We start from the raw sequence: 24592 nt of genomic DNA on the forward strand, positions 1-24592 counted from the left end.
ATGAATAAACCCTATGAGTTGTTGATCTTCGATTGGGACGGCACCCTGGCCGATTCCATTGGGCGTATCGTCGAGGCCATGAATGCCGCGGCTGAGCGTGCCGGCGAAGCCTCCAGCAGCGATGCTGCGATCAAGGGCATCATCGGTCTGGCGCTGGGGGAGGCGATCTCTACGCTTTATCCTCACCTGGATGCCGTTCAGGTCGAGGTTTTCCGGCAGCACTACGCCGATATCTACATGGCCCTGGATCAACAGCCTTCGCCGTTGTTCGATGGCGTGGTCGAGTCGTTGGAGGCTTTCCGTGCCGACGGCTACCGTCTAGCAGTTGCCACCGGCAAGGCGCGTCGTGGTCTGGATCGGGTGCTCAAGGCCAATGGCTGGGAACGTTACTTCGACATTACCCGTGCCGCCGACGAGACGCGCGGTAAGCCACATCCGCTGATGCTCGAGCAGATCCTGGTTCACTGCCAGGTCGAACCTCATCAGGCGCTGATGGTCGGAGACTCTGCGTTCGACTTGCAAATGGCCAGCAACGCCGGGATGCATTCGGTTGCGGTGGGGTATGGTGCTATGTCGTTGCAGGCCTTGAGCGAATTCGGTCCACAGGTGTGCATCGATCATTTTTCACAGTTGCGCGAGTGGCTCGCCTGTTCGCGCACGGTCAATTCCAAGGTAGGTAAGCATGGCTGATGAGTGGCGGGCGCCCGAGCCCGAAGAGTCGGAAGAACGCGAGGAGCGCAAGAGCTGGAAGTTGCTGGAAAAGACCCTGCTTGCAGGTGTCCAAGAGCAGCGTCGGGCGCGGCGCTGGGGCATTTTCTTCAAGCTGCTGACCTTCGTTTACCTGTTCGGGCTGTTGGTGCTGTTCACGCCCATGATGGATGTGGACAAGGCTGCGTCGCGCAGTGCCAACCATACAGCGCTGGTAGAGGTGCGTGGCATGATTGCCGACGAGGAGCCAGCCAGTGCCGACAATATCATCAAGAGTCTGCGAGACGCCTTCAAGGATACCAAGACCAAGGCTGTGATCATGCGCATCAATAGTCCTGGCGGCAGTCCTGTGCAGTCGGGTTACGTTTACGACGAGATCCGCCGACTGCGTGCTGAATACCCTGCGATCAAGCTTTATGCGGTGATTGCCGACCTAGGCGCGTCGGGGGCTTATTACATTGCCAGTGCGGCTGATGAAATCTATGCCGACAAGGCGAGTCTGGTGGGCTCCATCGGTGTGACCGCTGCAGGTTATGGCTTTGTCGGCACCATGGAGAAACTGGGTGTGGAGCGGCGGACCTACACCGCAGGCGAGCACAAGGCGTTCCTGGATCCGTTCTCGCCGCAAAAGCCAGAAGAGACCGCGTTCTGGCAGGGCGTGCTCGATACCACGCATCGTCAGTTCATCGCCATGGTCAAGCAGGGTCGCGGCGATCGCCTGAAGGACAAGGAGCATCCAGAGCTGTTCAGTGGCTTGGTCTGGTCGGGCGAGCAGGCCAAGGAACTGGGGCTGGTGGATGGGTTGGGCAGTGCCAGCTACGTGGCGCGTGAGATTGTGGGTGAGAAGGAGTTGGTGGACTTCACTGTCCAGGAGTCGCCGTTCGATCGCTTCTCCAAGCGCTTGGGTGCCAGCGTGGCTGAGCGCCTGGCTATGTGGATGGGTTTCCAAGGGCCATCGCTGCGCTGATATCAAGCCCGCTCCAGTGATTGGGCATCGCTCGCGCATGTGAGGCGATGCCCCAGGGGCTGGGTTACTTCGTTCAGACCTTCAGGGAATCTGCACGCCTTCTTTCAAAAGCATGTCGACCAGTCGGATCAGCGGTAGCCCGATCAGGCTGGTTGCATCGCAGCCGTGGGTGCTTTGGAACAAGCTTACCCCCAGGCCTTCGGCCTTGAAGCTGCCTGCGCAATCCAGGGGCTGTTCCGCTGCCACATAGCGTTCCACGCTTTCGCGATCCAGTTCACGCAAATTTACGGTAAAGGGCACGCAATCCACCTGGCATTGGCCTGTGGTGCTGTTGAGTAGCGCCAGGCCGGTGAGAAAGGTGACCTGCTGGCCGCTGGCGGCCAGCAGTTGTTCGCAGGCGCGTTCGAAGGTATGTGGCTTGCCCAGGATCTGCTCGCCGAGCACCGCTACCTGGTCGGAGCCGATGATCAGGTGGTCGGGGTGGCTGGCCGCAAGCGCCTCGGCTTTCTGGCGGGCCAGGCGACGAACCAAAGTGGTGGCCGGCTCGTCATCCAGGCGCCGCTCGTCTATATCGGGGCTTGCCCAGCTGAAGGGCAGGTGCAGGCGCTCAAGCAGTTCGCGCCGGTAGGGGGAGCTGGAAGCCAGTAACAGGGGAAGCATGGTAGACTCCTGGGCAGATGAACCAAATTCTAACATGTGAGATGCCGCCGAATTTCCTTTGACAGGGGCGGGGGGCATCCCTAGAATGCTGCGCCTATGTTGAATGACCCGATTCCACCTCACGTTGACCCGCGCAAATTGGCCGATCGTGGCGTAACCATCCAAGGTTCGCTGCAACTCGCTGATTTGGAAAGACTCTGCGACCCGCTGTCCGACGATGTCGGTACGGTGCAGGCGAAGTTCGATTTTGAGCGAGACGAGCAAGGCGCTGTGGTGTTTCACAGCGAACTCGATGTCGAAGTCAAGATGGTTTGCCAGCGTTGTCTTGAGCTGGTCACCCTGCCGATTCACAGTGAATGTACGTACGCTGTGGTGAAGGAGGGTGCGAATACCCAGTCGTTGCCGAAAGGCTATGACGTGCTGGAACTGGGCGAAGATCCTTTGGATCTGCAGGCGTTGATCGAGGAAGAGCTCTTGCTCGCCTTGCCTATCGTGCCTGCTCATCATCCGGAAGAATGCCAGCAGCCGGCGGGCGCAGATGAGCCCGAATCGAGCAAGGACGAGGTATCGCGGTCCAACCCGTTCAGTGTTTTGGCGCAGTTAAAGCGTGACCCAAACGTTTAGGAGTTAATCAATTATGGCTGTTCAGCAGAACAAAAAATCCCGCTCTGCCCGTGACATGCGCCGTTCCCACGACGCCCTGTCGGAAAACGCGCTGTCCGTAGAGAAGAGCACCGGTGAAGTACACCTGCGCCACCACGTTTCGCCAGAAGGCGTATACCGTGGTCGCAAAGTGATCGACAAGGGCGCTGACGAGTAATCCTTGTCCGCTCAGATCATCGCGATCGACGCAATGGGCGGGGACTTCGGTCCCCGCAGCATTGTTCAGGCAAGTATTGCTTGCCTCTCGGCTACCCCCTCGTTACACCTGACCCTCGTCGGTCAACCCCCCCTCCTCGAAGATCTTGTCAGCAGTCTGCCGGCTGCGGATCGCGCGCGCCTGCAAATCGTAGCGGCAAGCGAAGTGGTGGGTATGGACGAGCGGCCATCACAGGCATTGCGGGGTAAACCTGACTCGTCGATGCGCGTCGCCCTGGAACTGGTGCGTGATGGCAAGGCGCAGGCCTGCGTGAGCGCCGGAAATACCGGTGCGCTCATGGCGCTGTCGCGCTTCGTGCTCAAGACGCTGCCGGGCATCGACCGGCCGGCGATGGTGGCGGCGATCCCCACGCAGGCAGGGTATTGCCAGCTGTTGGATCTTGGCGCCAATGTCGATTGCAGCGCCGAGAACCTCTACCAGTTCGCCGTGATGGGATCAGTGGCCGCCCAGGCGCTGGGAATCCATCGTCCGCGGGTGGCGCTGCTCAATGTTGGTACCGAGGACATCAAAGGCAATCAGCAGGTCAAGCTTGCAGCGAGCCTTCTGCAGAATGCTCGCGGGCTCAACTACATTGGTTTCGTCGAGGGCGATGGCCTCTACCGTGGTGAGGCCGATGTGGTGGTGTGCGACGGTTTCGTCGGCAATATCCTGCTCAAGTCCAGCGAAGGTCTGGCCACCATGATCGGTGCGCGCATCGAGGCGCTATTCAAGGGGAGTGTGTTGGCCCGGGCCGCTGGTGCCATGGCCATGCCCCTGCTCAAGCGACTGCAGGCCGACCTGGCCCCGGCGCGGCACAATGGCGCGAGCTTCCTCGGTCTACAAGGTATCGTCATCAAGAGCCATGGTTCTGCCGGAGTGCAGGGCTTCCAGAGCGCCATCCAGCGGGCGCTGATCGAAATCCAGGAGAACCTGCCGCAACGCCTGCATGGTCGCCTGGAAGATCTCTTGCTTTAATTCCCGCCGTGAAATGGTTAAATGTGACCGCTTGGTCTCTTTTCCCATCCAAGTTTTCAGTTTCCGCGTCCAGCCCTGGGCTCGACGCACCCTATCCGACGACAAGATCATAAGGGCTTGTTCAATGTCTGCATCCCTCGCATTCGTCTTTCCCGGTCAAGGTTCCCAGTCGCTGGGCATGCTCGCCGAACTCGGCGCAGAGAAACCGGTAATCGTCGAGACCTTCAAGGAGGCTTCCGAGGCTCTGGGCTATGACCTGTGGCAGCTGGTCCAGCAAGGTCCGGAGGAACAACTCAACCAAACCGACAAAACCCAGCCGGCGATCCTCACTGCATCCATTGCCCTGTGGCGCCTGTGGCTGGAAGAGGGTGGTGCGCAACCGGCCTTCGTTTCTGGCCATAGCCTGGGCGAGTACAGCGCGTTGGTCGCTGCTGGCAGCCTGAGCCTGAAAGATGCCGTTCGCCTGGTCGAGCGTCGTGGCCAGCTCATGCAAGAGGCCGTTCCTGCAGGTCACGGTGCCATGGCGGCAATCTTGGGCCTGGATGATGCCGATGTTGTGGCGATCTGTGCAGAAGCGGCTGAAGATGAAGTGGTCAGCGCGGTCAACTTCAACTCGCCAGGCCAGGTGGTCATCGCCGGCAACAAGGCCGCGGTGGATCGCGCCATGGAACTGTGCAAGGCCAAGGGTGCCAAGCGCGCGCTGCCGCTGGCGGTCAGTGTGCCGTCGCACTGTGCATTGATGAAGCCTGCCGCCGAGCGCTTCGCCGAGGCGGTCAACGCCATCGAGTGGAAGGCCCCGCAGATTCCGGTCGTGCAGAATGTCACCGCCGCGATCGCCGCCGACCTGACTGCCCTCAAGCAGGACTTGCTGGCCCAGCTGTACCAGCCTGTGCGTTGGGTCGAGTGTGTGCAGACCCTGGCCGCCAATGGTGCGGTCAACCTGGTCGAGTGTGGTCCTGGTAAAGTCCTGGCTGGCCTGAACAAGCGTTGCGCCGATGGCGTGACCACCTACAACCTCAATACCCCTGACGCCGTCGCCGCCACCCGTGCGGCGCTGGCCTGAAACTGGAGAAGCTTGCATGAGCCTGCAAGGTAAAGTTGCCCTGGTCACCGGCGCCAGCCGCGGTATCGGCCAGGCTATCGCCCTGGAACTGGGCCGCCAGGGCGCGACCGTGATCGGCACCGCTACCTCGGCCTCGGGTGCCGAACGTATCGCCGCGACCCTGAAGGAACACGGCATCAATGGCACCGGCATGGAGCTGAATGTAACCAGCGACGAGTCGGTCAGTGCCGTGCTCGCGGCCATCGGTGAGCAGTTCGGCGCACCGGCCATCCTGGTCAACAACGCGGGTATCACCCGCGATAACCTGATGCTGCGCATGAAGGATGATGAGTGGTTCGACGTGGTCGACACCAACCTCAACAGCCTCTACCGTCTGTCCAAGGGCGTGCTGCGTGGCATGACCAAGGCACGCTGGGGTCGTATCATCAGCATCGGCTCGGTCGTCGGTGCCATGGGTAACGTCGGTCAGGTCAACTATGCTGCCGCCAAGGCCGGTTTGGAAGGCTTTAGCCGTGCCCTGGCGCGTGAAGTGGGCTCGCGCAATATCACCGTCAACTCGGTGACTCCGGGCTTCATCGATACCGATATGACCCGTGAGCTTCCAGAAGCACAGCGCGAAGCTCTGCAGTCGCAGATTCCGCTGGGTCGTCTGGGTCACGCCGACGAGATCGCCAAGGTGGTTTCCTTCCTGGCATCCGATGGCGCGGCCTACGTGACGGGCGCCACCGTGCCGGTCAACGGCGGGATGTACATGTAAAAACCTGCAGCACCAATGTGACGGATTGCTTCAAAAAAGTGTCATACACGGAGCCTAAAATCCGTTATAAAGCTGCAACCAGATTCCAGGCAGAGGGTCAGGTGACTTCGAGATCGGCGCGTTCCGCTTGAAAAGCAGGCGTCTTTCTATAAACTTGGTCACCGGCCAGCTGCCTGACATATGTCCATTAGGAGTGAAAACTAGGTATGAGCACCATCGAAGAACGCGTCAAGAAAATCGTCGCCGAGCAACTGGGCGTCAAGGAAGAGGAAGTGACTGCTGAGAAGTCCTTCGTCGATGACCTGGGTGCCGATTCGCTTGACACCGTTGAGCTGGTGATGGCTCTGGAAGAGGAATTCGAGACCGAAATCCCTGACGAAGAAGCCGAGAAGATCACTACCGTTCAAGCTGCTATCGACTACGTCAAAAGCCACCAGGCCTAAGACGCAGTAGTCGACGCTTCTTGTCGGGAAAAACCGCACTGCCTTTGCCGGCGTGCGGTTTTTTCTTTGCGAGTGCCGAGAGCCTGTTGCCATTTCATTCCATTGCCTGAATGCAATGGCAAGAGACTCTGTTATTAGAAGAGGAGAGTACTGTGTCGCGTAGACGCGTCGTGGTCACCGGTATGGGTATGCTGTCGCCACTGGGTACCGATGTACCGAGCACTTGGCAGGGCATTCTGGCTGGCCGCAGTGGCATTGGGCCGATCGAACACACGGACCTGTCTGCCTATACCACCCGTTTTGGCGGCTCGGTGAAGGGCTTTGAGGTTGAGCAGTACCTGTCGGCCAAGGAAGCTCGCAAGCTCGACCTGTTCATCCAGTACGGTCTGGCGGCCGGTTTCCAGGCGGTACGCAATGCCGGCCTGGAAGTCACCGACGCCAACCGCGAGCGTATCGGTGTGGCCATGGGCTCGGGCATTGGCGGCCTGACCAACATCGAAGAAACCAGTCGCACCTTGCATGATCAAGGGCCGCGCCGGATTTCGCCGTTCTTCGTGCCGGGTTCGATCATCAATATGATCTCGGGTTTCCTGTCGATCCACCTGGGTCTGCAGGGACCGAACTACGCGATCGCCACTGCATGCACTACCGGCACCCACTGCATCGGCATGGCCGCGCGCAACATCGCCTACGGTGAAGCCGACGTGATGATCGCCGGTGGTGCCGAGATGGCTGCCTGTGGTCTGGGCATGGGTGGCTTCGGCGCCTCCCGTGCACTGTCGACGCGCAATGATGAGCCGACCCGTGCCAGCCGTCCATGGGACAAAGGCCGTGATGGCTTCGTGCTTTCCGATGGTGCTGGTGCCCTGGTTCTCGAAGAACTCGAGCATGCCAAGGCCCGAGGCGCGACGATCTATGCCGAGCTGGTTGGCTTTGGCATGAGCGGGGATGCCTACCACATGACTTCGCCGCCCGACACCGGTGATGGCGCTGCGCGCTGCATGACCAATGCCCTGCGTGACGCTGGCATTCAGCCGGAAGAGGTCAGCTACATCAACGCCCATGGTACCTCGACCCCGGCGGGCGACATCGCCGAAGTGGCCGCGATCAAGCGGGTGTTCGGCGAGCACGCCTACAAGCTGGCCGTGAGCTCGACCAAGTCGATGACCGGCCACCTGCTGGGCGCCGCAGGTGCTGTGGAAGCGATCTTCAGCGTACTGGCGATCAACAGCCAGATGGCGCCGCCGACCATCAATCTGGACGAGCCGGACGACGGCTGCGACCTTGACTTCGTGCCTCACGAAGCCCGCAGCATGCCTATCGATGTAGTGTTGTCCAACTCCTTCGGCTTTGGCGGGACCAACGGTTCGCTGGTGTTCCGCCGGTTCGTCGGCTGATGCACAGTTGGATCGACGGCCAGGCCGCGACTGCACTCAATGTGCAGAACCGCGGCTTGGCCTATGGCGATGGCCTGTTCGAGACCATCGCCGTGCGTGCGGGCAGGCCCAGCCTGCTCACACAGCACCTTGATCGCCTGGCGTTGGGTTGCCAGCGGCTGGCGATCGAGGCTGACCTGCCACTGATCCACGACGAAATCATCGCTTACGCCAGCCAGCTCGGTGAAGGCGTGGCCAAGCTGATCCTCACCCGTGGCGACAGCCTGCGTGGCTATGCACCTGCTGCCGGTGCCGCGCCCCGTCGTATCCTCCAGGGCAGCCCGTTGCCTGCCTATCCCCGGGAAAATGCCGAACACGGCATACGGCTGTTCGACTGCCAGACCCGCCTGGCGGAACAACCGCTGCTGGCCGGGCTCAAACACCTGAACCGCTTGGAACAGGTATTGGCCCGCAGTGAATGGCAAGGCACCGATCACGCCGAAGGGCTGATGCGCGACATGCAAGGGCGGCTGATCGAGGGGGTGTACAGCAACCTGTTCCTGGTGCGCGACGGTGTGCTGCTGACGGCGGACCTGAGCCGCTGCGGTGTTACGGGCGTGATGCGTGCGGCGTTGCTCGAGCAGGCCGCAGCACTCGGTGTCCAGACCCAGGTGCGCGACCTCGCGTTGGCGGAGTTGGAGCAGGCTGACGAAGTGTTCCTGTGCAATAGTGTGTACGGCGTCTGGCCGGTGCGCGAATTCGCGGCACTCAAGCTTAACTGGTCGCCAGGCCCGCTCACCCGTAAACTGCAGGCCGTTGCCCGTACGTTACTGGAAACCTGATTCGTGAGACGCAAATTCCTGCTGCTGCTGGAAATGGGGTTGATCCTGGCTGGCCTCGCTGTGGGCTGGTCGGCCTGGAAGGTCAACTCGGTTCTGGAGCAGCCTCTGCACGTGACGCAGGAGCAACTGCTCGACGTGCCCAGCGGCACCACCCCTAATCGTATGTTCTATCGCATGCAGAGCGAAGGACTGCTCGATGATGCCGTCTGGCTGCGCCTGTACTGGCGTTTCAACATGGCCGGCACCCCATTGCACACCGGCGAATATCGTCTGTCTCCGGGCATGACCGTGGCCGAACTGTTCGAGGCCTGGCGCCGGGCCGATGTGGTGCAGTACAACCTGACCCTGGTCGAGGGCTGGACCTTCCGCCAGGTGCGCGCCGCAGTGGCCAAGCACGAAAAGGTCAAACACACCCTTGACGGCCTGTCCGACGCTGAGGTGATGGAAAAGCTGGGGCATACCGGCGTGTTTCCTGAAGGTCGTTTCTTCCCCGACACCTACCGTTTCGTGCGGGGCATGAGCGATGTCGAGCTGCTGCAGCAAGCCTACATGCGCCTGGAGGAAGTCCTGGCCAAGGAATGGGCCGAGCGGGCCACTGACTTGCCTTATCGTGACCCATACCAAGCGCTGATCATGGCATCGCTGGTGGAAAAGGAAACCGGTATTCCCCAGGAGCGCGGGCAGATCGCCGGTGTGTTCGTGCGTCGTCTGCGCCTGGGCATGATGCTGCAGACCGACCCGACCGTGATCTACGGCATGGGTGAGCGCTATAACGGCAAGATCACCCGCGCCGACCTACGTGAGCCGACGCCCTACAACACCTACACCATGACGGGCTTGCCGCCGACACCGATCGCCATGGTCGGTCGCGAGGCGATCCATGCCGCGCTGAACCCCTCCGATGGCACGAGCTTGTATTTCGTCGCCCGCGGCGATGGCAGCCATGTGTTCTCGGATGACTTGGATGATCACAATAGCGCGGTGCGTGAGTTCCAGCTCAAGCGCCGCTCCGATTACCGCTCCAGCCCCGCGCCGCAGACGCAGCCGGATGCGAGCGAGCAGGCGCCGGCCGAGTCGGGTCAGAACCCGATCCCTGAGGGCGATGCACCTGCCAGCGACCCTGCGCCGGGCGATGCGCCGGCACCTGACGAACAACAGTAAGGACTGCCAGTGAGCGGCTTGTTTATTACCCTGGAAGGCCCCGAAGGCGCGGGCAAAAGTACCAATCGCGAATACCTGGCCGAGCGTTTGCGCGAGCAGGGGCTGGACGTAGTCATGACCCGCGAACCCGGTGGTACGCCGCTGGCCGAGCGGATCCGCGAACTGTTGCTGGCGCCCAGTGACGAGATCATGGCGGTCGATACTGAACTGCTGCTGATGTTCGCCGCTCGCGCTCAGCACCTGGATCAGGTCATTCGTCCCGCTCTGGCGCGTGGTGCGGTGGTGCTTTGCGATCGCTTCACCGATGCCACCTATGCCTATCAAGGCGGCGGCCGGGGGCTGCCCCAGGCGCGTATCGCTACCTTGGAATCCTTTGTCCAGGGCTCGTTGCGTCCGGATCTGACTCTGGTGTTCGACCTGCCGGTCGAGGTCGGCCTGGCGCGCGCTGCTGCCCGTGGTCGCCTGGACCGCTTCGAGCAGGAAGGCCAGGCCTTCTTCGAGGCTGTGCGGCAGGCGTATCTGCAGCGCGCCCAAGGCGCCCCTCAGCGCTATAGCGTGCTGGATGCCGCACAACCGCTGGAGGCTGTGCAGCGTGCCATCGACGCACTGTTGCCTGGCATTTTGGAGCGGTGCCGTGGCTGAAGCCTATCCCTGGCAACAGGGGCTTTGGGAGCAACTGTCTGGACGGGCTCAGCACGCCCATGCCTACCTCCTGCACGGGCCGCAGGGCATCGGTAAACGCGCCTTGGCCGAGCGCCTGATGGCGCGCCTGCTGTGTCAACAGCCCCAGGGGCTAGATGCCTGTGGCCAGTGCAAGTCGTGTCTGCTGCTCAAGGCGGGGAGCCATCCGGACAACTTCGTGCTCGAGCCCGAAGAGGCCGACAAGCCGATCAAGATCGACCAGGTGCGTGAGCTGGTGTCCTTCGTGGTGCAGACCGCCCAACAGGGCGGGCGCAAGGTGGTGCTGATCGAGCCGGTCGAGGCAATGAACGTCAATGCATCGAACGCCTTGCTCAAGAGCCTGGAGGAACCCTCCGGCGACACCGTGTTGCTACTGGTCAGTCATCAGCCGAGCCGCTTGCTGCCGACTATCAAGAGCCGTTGCCAGCAGATCGCATGCCCGCAACCAAGCCTGGCTCAAAGCCAGGCCTGGTTGGCCGGTGCCTTGCCCGAGAGCAGCACTGAGGAGCGCGATGAGCTGCTGGCCCTCGCTGCTGGCTCGCCGTTGATGGCTGTCAGCTTGCAGACACAAGGCGTGCGTGAACAGCGTGCGCTGGTCACCGAAGGGGTCAAGAAGCTGCTCAAGCAGCAGCAATCGCCCAGTCAGCTCGCCGAGGCCTGGAACAATGTCCCTTTGCTCTTGTTGTTCGACTGGTTCTGTGACTGGTCGCACCTGATTCTGCGTTATCAATTGACCCAGGACGAAGAGGGGCTAGGCTTGGCCGATATGCGCAAGGTGGTTCAGTATCTGGCGCAGAAGAGCCGACAGGGCAGGGTGCTGGAGGTCCAGGCGTGGATTCTCGAACAGCGCCAGAAAGTACTTGCCAAGGCCAACCTCAATCGTGTCCTGCTGCTGGAAGCCTTGCTGGCCCATTGGGTCCAGTTGCCTGGCGCCCGCTGATACTTTCGTTTTCTCCATGTGTGCCGTCATCCCATGCTCGTAGATTCCCATTGCCACCTTGATCGTCTAGACCTCAGTGCCCACCAGGGCTCCCTCGATGCGGCGCTGCAGACCGCCCGGGAGCGGGGTGTCGGGCATTTTCTGTGTATCGGGGTGAGCGCCGAGAACGCCGCTGCCGTCAAAGCGTTGAGCGAGCAATACGCCGATGTGGATTGCTCGGTGGGGGTGCACCCGTTGGACCTTGCACCCGGTGAAACACCCGCGCTGGAGTGGCTGCTGCGTGAGCTGGCCCACCCCCACGTCGTCGCTATTGGCGAAACGGGTTTGGATTACCACTACGAGCCGGAGGCGGCAGCTTTGCAGCAGGCATCCTTCCGCCTGCACCTGGAGGCGTCGCGCCAGACCGGCAAGCCGGTGATCGTTCATACTCGCGCGGCACGGGCCGACACCTTGGCGTTGCTGCGCGAGGCCAACTTGCCCCAGGCCGGTGTGCTGCACTGCTTCACCGAAGACTGGGACATGGCCCGTCAGGCCTTGGACCTGGGCTATTACATCTCTTTGTCGGGCATTGTTACCTTCCGCAATGCCGATGCCCTGCGTGACGTCGCCCGTCAGGTGCCTGCCGACCGGCTGCTGGTCGAGACCGACTCGCCATACCTTGCGCCGATTCCGTATCGGGGCAAGCCTAATCTGCCGCAATATGTGCGTGAAGTGGCCGAGTACGTGGCGTCGCTGCGTGGCGTCAGTTACGCCCAATTGGCCGAGCAGACCACGGCCAACTTCAAGCGGCTGTTCCCGCTGGCGCGGGTGGCTGGCTGATCCGATTGCCCTCACCCTGCAAGGCGGGGATCCGGGCAAAAAAAACCCGGGTTCTGGGGGGGGAATCCGGGTTAAGACCATTAGGAGTAAAACAAAGGTACCGCGGTCCCTGGGCACCTTTATTGACGCGCCACTTGGGGGGATGCGCCGCGCCAACACTCCAAGTATTGGTCAGGTTTGGCACAGTGCCAGCGACAACTGGTCGTTTTTTAAACAGATTTGGAATACGCCTTGGAACCATTGGGCCATCCCTGTATGGCTGGGCGTATTTTCCAGGGGCTTTAGGGCCTCCCTGCACGTATCGTGATACACAGATGCTTGGATGATCCGTGCAATTTCCTGCAAGTTAGGCATAATAATCCGCTTCGATTGTCATCCAGTCCTTCCTATGCAGAAAGAACCTCGTAAGGTCCGTGAGTTTCGCCGCCGCGAACAAGAGATCCTCGATACCGCACTCAAGCTGTTTCTCGAACAAGGGGAAGACAGCGTCACCGTCGAGATGATCGCCGACGCCGTGGGTATCGGCAAAGGCACGATCTACAAGCACTTCAAGTCCAAGGCGGAGATATACCTGCGCCTGATGCTTGACTATGAGCGTGACCTGAACACGCTGTTGCATTCGGACGACGTCGACCGTGACAAGGAGGCCCTGTCGCGCGCCTATTTCGAATTCCGCATGCGCGATCCGCAGCGCTACCGGCTGTTCGATCGCCTGGAAGAGAAAGTGGTCAAGGGCAACCAGGTGCCGGAGATGGTCGACGAACTGCACCGCATCCGTGCCTCCAATTTCGATCGCCTGACCCTCTTGATCAAGGGGCGCATCAGCGAGGGCAAGCTCGAGGACGTGCCGCCATACTTCCACTATTGCGCCGCCTGGGCGTTGGTGCATGGCGCCGTTGCGCTGTACCACTCACCCTTCTGGAGCAATGTACTGGAGGATCAAGAAGGTTTCTTCCAGTTCCTCATGGACATCGGCGTACGCATGGGCAACAAGCGCAAACGCGACCCGGAAATCGCAAACTGAAGGTCTGACCGGCCTTTCCCTGCACCGTCCGGCATTGAGGCTTGCAAAAACCTGATTTTTGAGTCAGGTTTTGCAGGCCCGATTCTTCCATGCCGGAGTCATTCATGATCGTCGATCGTCAAGGTAGGCGTTTTCGCAACCTGCGTGTCAGCCTGACGGCTGCTTGCAACTACGCCTGTACCTACTGTGTGCCTGATGGCAAGCGCCTGGTGGCAGCACAGGATGAACTCCCGGCGCAGACCCTGGCCCGCGGCGTAGCCTACCTGGTCGAGGCGGCTGGCATCGAGAAACTACGCATTACCGGGGGGGAGCCCTTGGTCAGTCCCCGCTTGGAAGGCTTTCTGGAGTCGGTAGCCAAGCTGGGGCTGGCCGAGATTGGACTGACCACCAATGGCCAGCTGCTTTCACGCAAGCTGCCGCTGTTGCTAGATGCTGGTATTCGCCGCCTGAATGTTTCCCTCGATACCCTCGATCCGCAGGCGTTTCGCCGAATTGCGCGCGGAGGTGACCTGCAGAGCGTGTTGACCGGCATGGCGCAAGCCAGTGCCGCTGGTATGAGCATCAAGGTGAACATGGTGCCGATGCGTGGGCAGAACCTCGATCAGGTGTTGCCGCTACTGGATTATTGCCTGGAGCGAGGATACGAGCTGCGCTTCATCGAGCTCATGCGCATGGGGCATCTGGCCCGCGATCACAACGCTTTTCTGCAGCAGTTCGTGAGCCTGGAGCAACTGCTTGGGTTGATCGGCCAGGTTCATGCCTATCAACAGGCGAGTGCCCCTATCGATGCCACTGCGATGCGTTATCGAATTCCCGGTAAAGGGCATTTCGGCGTGATTGCCAACGAGAGCGTGCCATTTTGCCGAACCTGCTCACGCCTGCGGTTGTCCTCCACGGGCTGGCTGCATGGCTGCTTGTCATCGGGCAATCGGCATTTTGTCGGCGATTTGCTCGACAAGCCGCGTCACCAGGCGCTTCCCAGCCTGCAGCGGTTATTGGTCAAGGCTTTGGCGGACAAGCAGGATGTGGCGTTTTCCGGTGGGGTGACGATCATGAAAGTGATCGGCGGTTGATTCTGGCGCAAAAGCTGCATCTGGCGGCTATTCGCCGGTTTTTCGTCGCCGGGTTCTGGAGGAATGATGCGTAGCCTGGTCTTGTCGCTCGCCCTGATGGCGTTGGGCGGCTGCATGAATGTCAGTGATATGGGTGAAGGCGTTCGGTACCACATGAGCGATGCTGGGCTGCTGGATCACAGCGAGACTCGGCGAAGCCTGTCGGTGCGTCTGCAACCAGATTCGTTCATCTTCATCGGCCAAGGCTACTTCGTACCGCCGGCCAAAGGTCCGGTTCCACGCCAGAACGCTGTGGCCGAGGAAGCCTACAAGAATTTTGTCGAGTACTTCCCGCTGGTACGTCGTGCGCAGGGGCCGTTGGGGCTGGAGGAGGCGATTGCCGAGGCGCGCTCGGTTGGGGCCGATTACGTCCTGTACACTCGCTTCGCTCGTAGCGACGACCGCATCGGCAACGGGGACGAATGGTATGACGAGCAGGCTGTGGATCGTTTGGGCGTGGACACTGGCGTGGTACAGATGATGCTGATCGAGACCAGCACTCGCTATCTGATCGACACCGTACGTATCAAGAGCCGTGGCGGTTTGTTGACGTTCCACGACAATGCGCCGGAAGATTTGCTTGCTCAGCCCATGCGCGATTACGCTCGTAGTCTCGTGGGTATGAGTCGTTGAGGGCAGGGGCATGACAGGTAGCGGCAAGGCCAACGATCTTCTGGCGCAGATCCCCAAGGAGAAGGGCCTGCCGCCGGTGCATCTATGGAACCCGGACTTCTGCGGCGACATCGACATGCGCATCGCCCGGGATGGCACGTGGTATTACCTGGGCACACCTATCGGACGCAAGCCGATGGTGCGGTTGTTCTCCACCATCATTCGCCGCGACGGCGATGACTATTTCCTGGTTACCCCGGTGGAGAAGGTCGGCATCCGCGTCGATGACGCACCGTTCGTCGCTGTGACGCTGGATGTGGAAGGCAGCGGCGAGCAACAGGTGCTGCGCTTTACCAGTAACGTCGACGATCAGGTCGTTGCTGGCAAGGACCATCCCCTACGTGTCGAAATCGATTCGCGAACCCAGGAACCTTCGCCTTATATCCTCATGCGCAGCAACCTCGAGGCGTTGATTCACCGCAACGTATTCTACCAATTGGTCGAGTTGGCGGTGCCGCGCGAGATCGACGGACAAGTGTGGCTGGGTGTCTGGAGTGGCGGCGAGTTCTATCCGATCGGTCGGCCTTGAAGAGCTGAAGGTTGATATGGGGCGCGCAGCGGCCCAGGATCGACGCTGATCGGCCTCCTGCTTTTTCCCTGAATTGGACATTTGCCCCTAGCGCCTCGGGACATAACCTGCTGGCAATCGCCCATCAGGAGATACCCATGAAAACCCTCCATCACTCCCTCGTCTTGCTGCTGTCCTTCGGCCTTTGGGGCCTACAAGCGCCAGCCTGGGCCCACGGTGAGCAGCCCGATCAGGTCAAGATCCTGCAAGAGCGGCTTCCCAGCAATGCGCCTGGCAAAAAAGCCGTCATGCTCACCGTCAGTTATGCACCGGGACAGGCCTCGCCGGCCCATCAGCACCCTGGCGCGGTTATGGCCTATGTGCTCGAGGGGGCGGTGGCTTCCAAGCTCAATGATGAGCGCGAAAGGATCTACAAGGCAGGGGAGTACTGGTACGAGGCACCGGGTACCGTGCACAGTGTGTCGCGTAACGCCAGCCAGAGCCGGCCCGCCAAGCTGCTGGTTTGGAGTCTGGTCGAGGAGGGCAAACCTGTCACCGAGCCAGTGAAATAGAACGCAACGGCAGAAACGAAAAACCTCCAGTGCTTGCGCATCTGGAGGTTTTTTCAATGTTTGGCTCCGCGACCTGGACTCGAACCAGGGACCCAATGATTAACAGTCATTTGCTCTACCGACTGAGCTATCGCGGAATCTGCGCGTATCTTACTGATCGCCAGGGGGAAGTCAAGCTTCCCCCTGGGCAATCAATGAGTTACAGCACTTCGACGATGGCCTTGGTGACGACGTGGATGTTGCTTTGGTTCAAGGCGGCAACGGCGATACGGCCAGTGTCCAGGGCGTAGATACCGAAGTCGTTCTTCAGGCGGGTCACTTGCTCAACGGTCAGGCCCGAGTAGGAGAACATGCCCACCTGGCGGCCCACGAAGCTGAAGTCGCGCTTGGCGCCGTACTGGGCCAGCAGTTCGACCATCTGCTTGCGCATGCCGTGGATACGTTCGCGCATCTCGCCCAGCTCCGCTTCCCACATCTGGCGCAGTTCGGCGCTGTTGAGCACGGTGGCGACGATGGTGGCGCCGTGAGTCGGTGGGTTGGAGTAGGTGGTGCGGATGACGCGCTTGACCTGCGACAGCACACGGGTGCTTTCGTCTTTCGAGGCGGTGACGATCGACAGGGCACCAACGCGCTCGCCGTACAGCGAGAACGACTTGGAGAACGAGCTGGAAACGAAGAACTCCATGCCCGACTCGGCGAACAGGCGCACCGCGAAGGCGTCTTCAGCGATGCCGTCACCGAAGCCCTGGTAGGCCATGTCCAGGAAGGGCACGTGGCCTTTGGCTTTGACGACGTCCAGAACGTTTTTCCAATCGTCCAGGGTCAGGTCGACGCCGGTCGGGTTATGGCAGCAGGCGTGCAGCACGACGATCGAGCCGGAAGGCAGGTTGTTCAGGTCCTCGAGCATACCGGCGCGGTTGACGTCGTTGCTCGGCGCGTCGTAGTAGCGGTAGTTCTGCACCGGGAAGCCGGCGCTTTCGAACAGGGCGCGGTGGTTTTCCCAGCTCGGATCGCTGATGGCCACTACGGCGTTGGGCGAAATTCGCTTGAGGAAGTCGGCGCCGATTTTCAGAGCACCGGTGCCGCCAACGGCCTGTACGGTGACTACGCGGCCAGCGGCCAGCAGTGGCGACTCGGCGCCGAACAGCAGCTTCTGTACGGCCTGGTCGTAGGTGGCGATACCATCGATCGGCAGGTAGCCGCGCGAGGCGTGCTGGGCAGCACGCTGGGTCTCGGCTTCGATCACGGCGCGCAGCAGCGGAATGCGGCCTTCCTCATTGCAGTACACGCCTACGCCCAGGTTGACCTTGTCGGTACGTGGGTCGGCGTTGAATGCTTCGTTGAGGCCCAAGATGGGGTCGCGGGGTGCCAGCTCGACAGCGGAAAACAGGCTCATTGTTACCTTGGCTCTGATTGGAGAGTGATAGGACGCGCACACTCCGGCCGAGTGCACAGAAGTGGTGCGCAAACGGGGAGTCAGTATAGTGATACCCATCGGTCACCGCGACAGTCTGGCGCAGGTTTTCCGGGCTTTTGTGCGAATATTTTTCGACCATTGGTCGAATTGCCCGGTCCATCGTTATGCGCGTTCGCAGCTTGGCCTTGAATCTGGTCCCGGGCGGGCGCATTTGGGTATAGACTACTGGCTAAATTTACAGTTGCTGCGTTACCGCGAGGTCCGTCATGTCCGAGTTCCAGCTCGTCACCCGTTTCCAGCCGGCCGGCGACCAGCCCGAGGCCATCCGACTGATGGTCGAAGGCATCGAGGCCGGGCTTTCGCACCAGACCCTGCTGGGCGTGACCGGCTCGGGCAAGACCTTCAGCATCGCCAATGTCATCCAGCAGGTGCAGCGTCCGACCCTGGTACTGGCACCGAACAAGACCCTGGCGGCGCAGTTGTACGGCGAGTTCAAGGCGTTCTTCCCGAACAACGCAGTGGAGTATTTCGTCTCCTACTACGACTACTACCAGCCTGAGGCCTACGTGCCCTCGTCCGACACCTTCATCGAGAAGGACGCCTCGATCAACGATCACATCGAGCAGATGCGGCTGTCGGCTACCAAAGCCTTGCTGGAACGCCGCGACGCAATCATCGTCACCACGGTGTCCTGCATCTACGGCCTGGGTAGCCCCGAGACCTACTTGAAGATGGTCCTGCACGTCGATCGTGGCGATAAACTCGACCAGCGCGCACTGCTACGCCGCCTGGCGGACCTGCAATACACCCGCAACGAGATGGACTTCGCCCGTGCCACCTTCCGTGTGCGGGGGGACGTGGTCGATATCTTTCCGGCCGAATCGGACCTTGAGGCCATCCGCATCGAACTGTTCGATGACGAGGTGGAGAATATCGCCGCCTTCGACCCGCTCACCGGCGAGGTCATCCGTAAGCTGCCGCGCTTCACTTTCTACCCCAAGAGCCACTACGTCACGCCACGCGAGACCTTGCTCGAGGCAGTGGAGGGCATCAAGGAAGAACTCAAGGACCGCCTGGACTACCTGCAGAAGGCGAACAAGCTGGTAGAGGCCCAGCGTCTGGAGCAGCGCACCCGCTTTGACCTGGAGATGATCCTCGAGCTTGGTTACTGCAACGGCATCGAAAACTACTCGCGCTACCTGTCCGGCCGACCGGCCGGCGCGCCGCCACCGACCCTGTACGACTACCTGCCGGCGGACGCGTTGCTGGTTATCGATGAATCCCACGTCAGCGTTCCCCAGGTCGGTGCAATGTACAAGGGCGACCGCTCGCGCAAAGAAACTCTGGTGGAGTACGGCTTCCGCCTGCCGTCGGCGCTGGACAACCGCCCCATGCGCTTTGACGAGTGGGAGGCTGTCAGCCCGCAGACCATCTTCGTCTCGGCTACCCCCGGTCCCTACGAAGCCGAGCACGCTGGGCGGGTGGTGGAGCAGGTGGTGCGTCCCACCGGCCTGGTGGACCCGCAGGTGGAGGTGCGGCCGGCCCTGACCCAGGTCGATGACCTGCTGTCGGAAATCCGCAAGCGCGTGGACGCTGGCGAGCGGGTGTTGGCCACCACCCTGACCAAGCGCATGGCCGAGGATCTTACCGACTACCTGGCCGATCACGACGTGCGGGTACGCTACCTGCACTCGGACATCGATACCGTCGAACGGGTCGAGATCATCCGCGACCTGCGCCTGGGTAGCTTCGACGTGCTGGTGGGCATCAACCTGTTGCGCGAGGGCCTGGACATGCCCGAGGTGTCCCTGGTGGCCATCCTCGATGCCGACAAGGAAGGTTTCCTGCGTTCGGAACGCTCACTGATCCAGACCATCGGCCGCGCCGCACGTAACCTCAACGGCAAGGCGATCCTCTATGCCGACCAGGTCACCGGCTCCATGCAACGGGCCATCGACGAGACCGAGCGACGCCGGGCCAAGCAGATCGAATTCAACCTGGCCCACGGCATCGTGCCCAAAGGCGTGGTCAAGGACATCACCGACATCATGGAAGGCGCAAGCGTTCCGGGCGGACGCAGCAAGAAGCGCAAGAGCATGGCCAAGGCTGCGCAAGAGAGCGCCCGCAACGAGGCTGAGTTGCAGACGCCGGCGCAGATCACCAAGCGCATCAAGCAATTGGAAGAGAAGATGTTCCAGTACGCCCGCGACCTGGAGTTCGAGGCCGCCGCCCAGTTGCGCGACGATATCACCCAACTGCGCGAACGATTAATAGCGAGTTGATCGCTCGAGTGCCTGTGAGACTTCTTCGCGGGTTTGCCCGCGAAGAGGGCAGGCGACACCCATTCAATGGGCCTCGCCCGGCTTCATTCCGGGTGGCAACTTGCGGGTCAGCAGCACGGCCACCATGCTCACCACCAGTCCCAAGCCAACCCAGTGGAAGGCGTCGTTGTAGGCCATGATCAGCGCTTGCTGGTGGGTGATCTCGCTCAGTTTGCCCAGCGCCGCGTTATCGCTGCCCAACCGCTCGGCCAACTGCGATAGCCGTTCGGCCACCTGTGGATTGCTTGGCACCACTGATTCTCGCAGGTAATCGAAATACACCTTGGTTCGTGCGTCCAGCAGTGTCGCCAGCAGGGCGATACCGATCGCCCCGCCCAGATTGCGCAGGATGTTGAACAGGCTCGACGCTGAGCCGGCGTCTTCCGGCAGGATGTAGGCGGTGGCGATAAGCGAGATGGTCACCATGATCATCGGTTGCCCCACTGCGCGGATGATCTGGATCTGGTCGAATTGCGGCCCGGCAAAGTCAGGGTTCAATACGCCCGAGCCGAAGCTGGCCAGACCGAACAGGCAAAAGCCCAGTGCGCAGAGCACCTTGGGCGGGATCACCTTCATCAACAGCGGCACCAGCGGAATCAGGAACAGCTGCGGCAACCCCATCCACATGATCACTTCGCCGATCTGCAGGGCGTTGTAGCCCTGGACCTGCGCCAGGTACAGCGGCAACAGGTAGATCGAGCCATACAGCCCAACGCCCATTCCCAGGCTCGCCACGCTGCTCAGTCCGAAGTTGCGGTTGCCGAGGATGCGCAGGTTGATCAGCGGGTGAGGCCTGGAGAACTGCAGGATGACGAAGGTGATCAGACTGATCAGCGCGACTGCGCCCAGACTGACGATCAGGTTCGACTCCAGCCAATCCTTGCGATGACCTTCTTCTAGAAACACTTGCAAGCAGCCCAGGCCCAGCCCCAGCGTGACGATGCCCGCGTAGTCGGTGCGCTTGAGCAGGTCCCAGTGTGCCTCTTTCTTCTCAAGGCCATAGAGTAGGCCCCCGATCATCACGATGCCTGGTGGCACATTGATATAAAAGATGTACTCCCAGCCCCAATTCTCGGTCAGCCAGCCGCCCAGTGTCGGGCCGATCGACGGGGCGAACGTGGCCGTCATGGCAAACATGGCCATGCCCTTTGCGCGTTGATGCTCCGGCAGTTTGATGAGCGTAAGGGTGAACGCCAGGGGGATCAGGGCGCCGCCGGTGAAACCCTGAAGAGCGCGAAAGAGGATCATGCTCTCCAGGTTCCAGGCCATGGAGCACAGCAGTGAGGAAGCGAGAAATCCCAGTGACACCCAGACCGCCAAGCGCCGGGCCGAGAGCAACTGCACCAGCCAGGCGGTAAGAGGGATCATGATGATCTCCGCCACAAGGTACGAGGTGGAGATCCATGAGCCTTCTTCAAGGGTGGCCGAGAGCGCGCCCTGAATGTCTTTGAGCGATGAGTTGGTGATCTGGATATCCAGCACCGCCATGAACGCCCCGAGCATCGCGCTCATCACCGCGATCCAGTCGCGACGGCTTGGCTGCGCAGTGGGGCGTATCAGCGCGTCACCGGCCATCGTGGCCTTCGTCCGCATCGCGCAGCTCAACGGTCGCGGTTACCGACATGCCCGGACGGATACGCCCATGCAGCGGGTTGTCCGCGGCAAAGGTAAGCTTCACCGGGATACGTTGGACCACCTTGGTGAAATTGCCGGTGGCGTTGTCCGGCGGCAGCAGGCTGAACTGTGCCCCGGAGGCGGCGAACAGGCTGTCCACCTTGCCTTCGATTGGCGTATCCGGGTAGCTGTCGAACACCAGCTCTGCGCGTTGCCCTGGGTGCATGCGGCCAATCTGGGTCTCCTTGAAGTTGGCCTGCACCCAGATGTCTTCATCCGGAACGATCGATAACAGGTAGGCGCCAGCTTGCACTACCTGTCCATTGCGTGCGTTGCGCTGGCCGATGGTGCCGCTGATCGGCGCGCGGATTTCGCAGCGGCTCAGGTTCAGCTCGGCCTGGGCCAGGTCGGTGCGGGCATTGGCGATCTGCGCATCGAGGCGCTTGAGGCCAGCGCTCAAGGTATTGACCTGCTGGCGCTGGCTTTGCAGATCGGCCTGGGCCTTGTCGACTTGGGAGCGGGCCACGTGACTCTCCGCCGAGAGGGTAGTGACACGTTCCTCAGAGACAAAACCCGGCTTACGCAAGGCTTGGGCGCGGTTGAGGTCTAGTTGCGAGCGGTTGAAGGTCGCCTGGTTGGCGGCCACCTGGGCTTGGCCGGCCGCGATAAGGCTGCCTTGCTGGGTCAGCCGGCTTTGCGCCTGCTCACGTTCGGCTTCGCGGGTGGCCAGGGCTGCCCGGGCGCGCTCGACGGCCAGTTCGAAATCGGCCCGTTCCAGGTGAACCACGAGCTCGCCCTTGGTCACATGCTGGTTGTCCTCGACCAGGACGTTGTCGATGCGGGCACCGAGCTGGCTTGAGATGCGCGTGATTTCACCTTGGACATAGGCATTGTCGGTGCTCTCGTAGAAGCGGCCCTTGAAGTACCAATGGGCCAGGAAGGCGAGGGCGACGAGCAGGACCAGGGTGAAGAAGATCAGCAGGCGACGTTTGAGCTGGGCGGGCATGGGTACTATGGTTCCAGAAATGTAAGTAAATTTAACAGCCAGTACTGGCGCCCTCACAAGTGACAATCGCGCCATTGCTGGAGCCGGACGCCCGCTCCCTGCTAACATCCCGCCTTTGTTTCATCTTTCGTTCGAGACTCTCCATGACCACCGTTCGCACGCGCATCGCGCCATCGCCCACCGGCGATCCCCATGTCGGCACCGCCTACATCGCCCTGTTCAACTACTGCTTTGCCAAGCAGCACGGCGGTGAGTTCATCCTGCGTATCGAAGATACCGACCAGTTGCGCTCGACCCGTGAGTCTGAGCAGCAGATCTTCGACGCCCTGCGTTGGCTCGGCATCGAATGGAACGAAGGCCCGGACGTCGGCGGCCCCCACGGTCCATACCGGCAGAGCGAGCGCGGTGAGATCTACGCCAAGTACGCCAAGCAACTGGTCGATGCCGGCCACGCTTTCTATTGCTTCTGCACCGCTGAAGAGCTGGAGCAGATGCGTGCCGAGCAGATGGCCCGTGGTGAGACCCCGCGCTATGACGGCCGCGCGCTGTTGCTGAGCGCCGAGGAAGTGCAGCGACGACTGGACGCCGGCGAACCTCATGTGATCCGCATGAAGGTGCCGAGCGAAGGTGTCTGCGTGGTTCCTGACATGCTCCGTGGCGACGTCGAGATCCCATGGGATCGCATGGATATGCAGGTGTTGATGAAAAACGACGGCCTGCCGACCTACTTCCTGGCCAACGTGGTCGATGACCATCTGATGGGCATCACCCACGTCCTGCGCGGTGAGGAGTGGCTGCCGTCGGCGCCGAAATTGATCAAGCTGTACGAGTACTTCGGCTGGGAGCAGCCCAAGCTCTGCTACATGCCGCTGCTGCGCAACCCCGATAAATCCAAACTGTCCAAGCGCAAGAACCCCACCTCGGTGACGTTCTACGAGCGTATGGGCTTCATGCCTGAAGCCATGCTCAACTACTTGGGCCGCATGGGCTGGTCGATGCCGGACGAGCGCGAGAAGTTCTCCCTGGCCGAGATGGCCGAGCACTTCGACCTGTCGCGCATCTCCCTGGGTGGTCCGATCTTCGACATCGAAAAGCTGTCCTGGCTCAATGGCCAGTGGCTGCGCGAGCTGCCGGTGGAAGAGTTCGCCGCACGCGTGCAGAAGTGGGCCTTCAACAGCGACTACATGATGAAGATCGCGCCACACGTGCAGGGCCGGGTCGAGACCTTCAGCCAGATCGCTGCGCTGGGCGGCTTCTTCTTCGAAGGTGCCCTCAAGCTCGATGCCAAGCTGTTCGAGAGCAAGAAGCTGTCCGCCGATCAGGTGCGCCAGGTCATGCAATTGATCCTGTGGAAGCTTGAGAGCTTGCGCCAGTGGGAGAAGGACCGTATCACCGGCTGCATCCAGGCGGTGGTCGATGCCCTTGAGTTGAAACTGCGTGACGCCATGCCGCTGATGTTCGCGGCCGTCACGGGCCAAGCCAGCTCGGTATCGGTGCTCGATGCCATGGAAATCCTCGGCCCTGACCTGACCCGTTACCGTCTGCGCCAGGCGTTGGACTTGCTCGGTGGCGTGTCGAAGAAAGAAAACAAGGAATGGGAAAAACTGCTGGCGAGCATCGCCTGACAGCTTTCCGAGGCTCGTCGTTGAGCTGTGGGGGCGGGTTGGCCCGCGTATACGAAGGTGCATTCACCTCGGCATTCGCGGACAAACCTGCTCCTACGGGCGCGGCGCTGCGGGTTCCTTAGGGCAGGGCGGTAAGTGATTGTTATCTGTGAAAAATTTTTTGGGTATTTTCAAAAATTTGTTTGACAGCCCTGCAATCGGAACTTAATATGCGCCCCGTCCACAGCGATGAGCAAAACGAAGCGCAAGGCACCCAGCCGGCACTTCAGCTCAGCGCGACATTGTGGGGCTATAGCTCAGCTGGGAGAGCGCCTGCATGGCATGCAGGAGGTCAGCGGTTCGATCCCGCTTAGCTCCACCAAATTCCGCTTCGCGATCAAGGTAATTGATCGGGAAGAAAGATCGGTTCCAGCAATCCGGTCTTTGAGGTAGAAGGTTCGTCCCCTTCGTCTAGTGGCCTAGGACACCGC

25 protein-coding genes and 3 tRNA genes (1 of these 28 running past the window's edge) are annotated in these 24592 nt (G+C 61.1%); 23 read left to right on the forward strand and 5 right to left on the reverse strand.

The features are described from left to right. Positions 1 to 690, forward strand: coding sequence for an HAD family hydrolase (locus HMPREF3173_RS11715; protein WP_070573259.1), 690 nt, complete (start codon positions 1 to 3; stop codon positions 688 to 690). Beyond that, positions 683 to 1675 carry a S49 family peptidase gene (locus HMPREF3173_RS11720; RefSeq protein ID WP_070573261.1) on the forward strand — a complete coding sequence of 331 codons (993 nt, stop codon included), beginning with the start codon at positions 683 to 685 and terminating at the stop codon, positions 1673 to 1675. Before HMPREF3173_RS11715 ends, HMPREF3173_RS11720 begins: the two co-directional genes overlap by 8 nt. 81 nt (positions 1676 to 1756) lie before the next feature. On the opposite strand, the gene HMPREF3173_RS11725 is transcribed toward HMPREF3173_RS11720, so the two are convergent. Then, a complete protein-coding gene (locus HMPREF3173_RS11725; protein WP_070573263.1) occupies positions 1757 to 2335 on the reverse strand; it encodes a Maf family protein in 579 nt (192 codons plus the stop codon). Positions 2336 to 2431: 96 nt separating this feature from the next. On the opposite strand from HMPREF3173_RS11725, the gene HMPREF3173_RS11730 reads away from it, so the two are divergent. The 17 genes from HMPREF3173_RS11730 to HMPREF3173_RS11810 all read left to right on the forward strand — a co-directional run bounded on the left by HMPREF3173_RS11730 (position 2432) and on the right by HMPREF3173_RS11810 (position 16139). Beyond that, the gene (locus tag HMPREF3173_RS11730) at positions 2432 to 2959 is read left to right on the forward strand and encodes a YceD family protein (protein WP_043214407.1); all 528 of its coding nucleotides are present in this window, start codon (positions 2432 to 2434) and stop codon (positions 2957 to 2959) included. Positions 2960 to 2972: 13 nt separating this feature from the next. Then, the gene (gene rpmF / locus HMPREF3173_RS11735; protein ID WP_008096416.1) at positions 2973 to 3155 is read left to right on the forward strand and encodes a 50S ribosomal protein L32; all 183 of its coding nucleotides are present in this window, start codon (positions 2973 to 2975) and stop codon (positions 3153 to 3155) included. Positions 3156 to 3158: 3 nt separating this feature from the next. Beyond that, positions 3159 to 4169 carry a phosphate acyltransferase PlsX gene (gene plsX, locus HMPREF3173_RS11740; protein WP_083300016.1) on the forward strand — a complete coding sequence of 337 codons (1011 nt, stop codon included), beginning with the start codon at positions 3159 to 3161 and terminating at the stop codon, positions 4167 to 4169. A gap of 124 nt (positions 4170 to 4293) precedes the next feature. Then, positions 4294 to 5232, forward strand: a complete 939-nt coding sequence (gene fabD, locus HMPREF3173_RS11745; protein ID WP_070573266.1) for an ACP S-malonyltransferase — start codon at positions 4294 to 4296, stop codon at positions 5230 to 5232. Positions 5233 to 5248: 16 nt separating this feature from the next. After that, a complete protein-coding gene (gene fabG, locus HMPREF3173_RS11750; protein ID WP_043214411.1) occupies positions 5249 to 5989 on the forward strand; it encodes a 3-oxoacyl-ACP reductase FabG in 741 nt (246 codons plus the stop codon). A 206-nt stretch (positions 5990 to 6195) separates the two neighbouring features. Beyond that, on the forward strand, positions 6196 to 6432 hold the full coding sequence (acpP, locus tag HMPREF3173_RS11755; RefSeq protein WP_043214413.1) for an acyl carrier protein: 237 nt from the start codon (positions 6196 to 6198) through the stop codon (positions 6430 to 6432). Between the two features lie 152 nt (positions 6433 to 6584). Further along, entirely contained in the window at positions 6585 to 7829 is a 1245-nt protein-coding gene (gene fabF, locus HMPREF3173_RS11760; protein ID WP_043214415.1) for a beta-ketoacyl-ACP synthase II, read from the forward strand. After that, the gene (gene pabC, locus HMPREF3173_RS11765) at positions 7829 to 8650 is read left to right on the forward strand and encodes an aminodeoxychorismate lyase (RefSeq protein ID WP_070573268.1); all 822 of its coding nucleotides are present in this window, start codon (positions 7829 to 7831) and stop codon (positions 8648 to 8650) included. The genes fabF and pabC overlap by 1 nt, the downstream gene beginning before the upstream one ends. Before the next feature lie 3 nt (positions 8651 to 8653). Beyond that, entirely contained in the window at positions 8654 to 9811 is a 1158-nt protein-coding gene (mltG, locus tag HMPREF3173_RS11770) for an endolytic transglycosylase MltG (RefSeq protein WP_043214419.1), read from the forward strand. A gap of 9 nt (positions 9812 to 9820) precedes the next feature. After that, positions 9821 to 10453 carry a dTMP kinase gene (tmk, locus tag HMPREF3173_RS11775; RefSeq protein ID WP_070573270.1) on the forward strand — a complete coding sequence of 211 codons (633 nt, stop codon included), beginning with the start codon at positions 9821 to 9823 and terminating at the stop codon, positions 10451 to 10453. Beyond that, entirely contained in the window at positions 10446 to 11432 is a 987-nt protein-coding gene (locus HMPREF3173_RS11780) for a DNA polymerase III subunit delta' (protein ID WP_070573272.1), read from the forward strand. The genes tmk and HMPREF3173_RS11780 overlap by 8 nt, the downstream gene beginning before the upstream one ends. Positions 11433 to 11465: 33 nt before the next feature. Beyond that, positions 11466 to 12251: a TatD family hydrolase gene (locus tag HMPREF3173_RS11785; protein WP_043215454.1), complete on the forward strand. Its 786-nt coding sequence runs from the start codon at positions 11466 to 11468 to the stop codon at positions 12249 to 12251. Between the two features lie 388 nt (positions 12252 to 12639). Then, complete coding sequence (locus HMPREF3173_RS11790) at positions 12640 to 13275, forward strand: TetR/AcrR family transcriptional regulator (RefSeq protein WP_070573274.1); 636 nt, start codon at positions 12640 to 12642, stop codon at positions 13273 to 13275. 104 nt (positions 13276 to 13379) lie between these two features. Next, entirely contained in the window at positions 13380 to 14348 is a 969-nt protein-coding gene (locus HMPREF3173_RS11795) for a GTP 3',8-cyclase MoaA (RefSeq protein ID WP_070573276.1), read from the forward strand. A 66-nt stretch (positions 14349 to 14414) separates the two neighbouring features. Continuing rightward, positions 14415 to 15020, forward strand: a complete 606-nt coding sequence (locus HMPREF3173_RS11800; protein ID WP_070573278.1) for a DUF4823 domain-containing protein — start codon at positions 14415 to 14417, stop codon at positions 15018 to 15020. Between the two features lie 10 nt (positions 15021 to 15030). Next, positions 15031 to 15588 (forward strand): DUF1285 domain-containing protein, encoded by a 558-nt coding sequence (locus HMPREF3173_RS11805; protein ID WP_070573280.1) that lies wholly within the window; start codon positions 15031 to 15033, stop codon positions 15586 to 15588. A 137-nt stretch (positions 15589 to 15725) separates the two neighbouring features. After that, positions 15726 to 16139 carry a cupin domain-containing protein gene (locus tag HMPREF3173_RS11810; RefSeq protein WP_070573283.1) on the forward strand — a complete coding sequence of 138 codons (414 nt, stop codon included), beginning with the start codon at positions 15726 to 15728 and terminating at the stop codon, positions 16137 to 16139. Between the two features lie 61 nt (positions 16140 to 16200). On the opposite strand, the gene HMPREF3173_RS11815 is transcribed toward HMPREF3173_RS11810, so the two are convergent. Beyond that, positions 16201 to 16276: transfer RNA gene (locus tag HMPREF3173_RS11815), tRNA-Asn, on the reverse strand. A gap of 62 nt (positions 16277 to 16338) precedes the next feature. After that, positions 16339 to 17535 carry an amino acid aminotransferase gene (locus HMPREF3173_RS11820; RefSeq protein WP_070573285.1) on the reverse strand — a complete coding sequence of 399 codons (1197 nt, stop codon included), beginning with the start codon at positions 17533 to 17535 and terminating at the stop codon, positions 16339 to 16341. Positions 17536 to 17822: 287 nt separating this feature from the next. On the opposite strand from HMPREF3173_RS11820, the gene uvrB reads away from it, so the two are divergent. Next, positions 17823 to 19838 carry an excinuclease ABC subunit UvrB gene (uvrB, locus tag HMPREF3173_RS11825; protein ID WP_070573287.1) on the forward strand — a complete coding sequence of 672 codons (2016 nt, stop codon included), beginning with the start codon at positions 17823 to 17825 and terminating at the stop codon, positions 19836 to 19838. 63 nt (positions 19839 to 19901) lie between these two features. Here the strand turns inward: uvrB and HMPREF3173_RS11830 are convergent, their stop codons facing one another. Beyond that, entirely contained in the window at positions 19902 to 21392 is a 1491-nt protein-coding gene (locus HMPREF3173_RS11830; protein WP_177343695.1) for a DHA2 family efflux MFS transporter permease subunit, read from the reverse strand. 49 nt (positions 21393 to 21441) lie between these two features. After that, positions 21442 to 22497, reverse strand: coding sequence for an HlyD family secretion protein (locus HMPREF3173_RS11835; RefSeq protein WP_070573291.1), 1056 nt, complete (start codon positions 22495 to 22497; stop codon positions 21442 to 21444). 143 nt (positions 22498 to 22640) lie between these two features. Between HMPREF3173_RS11835 and gltX the strand changes: the two genes are divergently transcribed. The 3 genes from gltX to HMPREF3173_RS11850 form a co-directional block, all read left to right on the forward strand. After that, on the forward strand, positions 22641 to 24122 hold the full coding sequence (gene gltX, locus HMPREF3173_RS11840) for a glutamate--tRNA ligase (protein WP_070573293.1): 1482 nt from the start codon (positions 22641 to 22643) through the stop codon (positions 24120 to 24122). A gap of 285 nt (positions 24123 to 24407) precedes the next feature. Continuing rightward, a tRNA-Ala gene (locus HMPREF3173_RS11845) sits at positions 24408 to 24483 on the forward strand. Positions 24484 to 24561: 78 nt separating this feature from the next. After that, positions 24562 to 24592 (forward strand) — tRNA-OTHER (locus tag HMPREF3173_RS11850) (it continues 52 nt past the right edge of the window).

It is taken from the genome of Pseudomonas sp. HMSC08G10 (genome assembly GCF_001808425.1).
GTDB classification, from domain to species: domain Bacteria; phylum Pseudomonadota; class Gammaproteobacteria; order Pseudomonadales; family Pseudomonadaceae; genus Aquipseudomonas; species Aquipseudomonas guariconensis.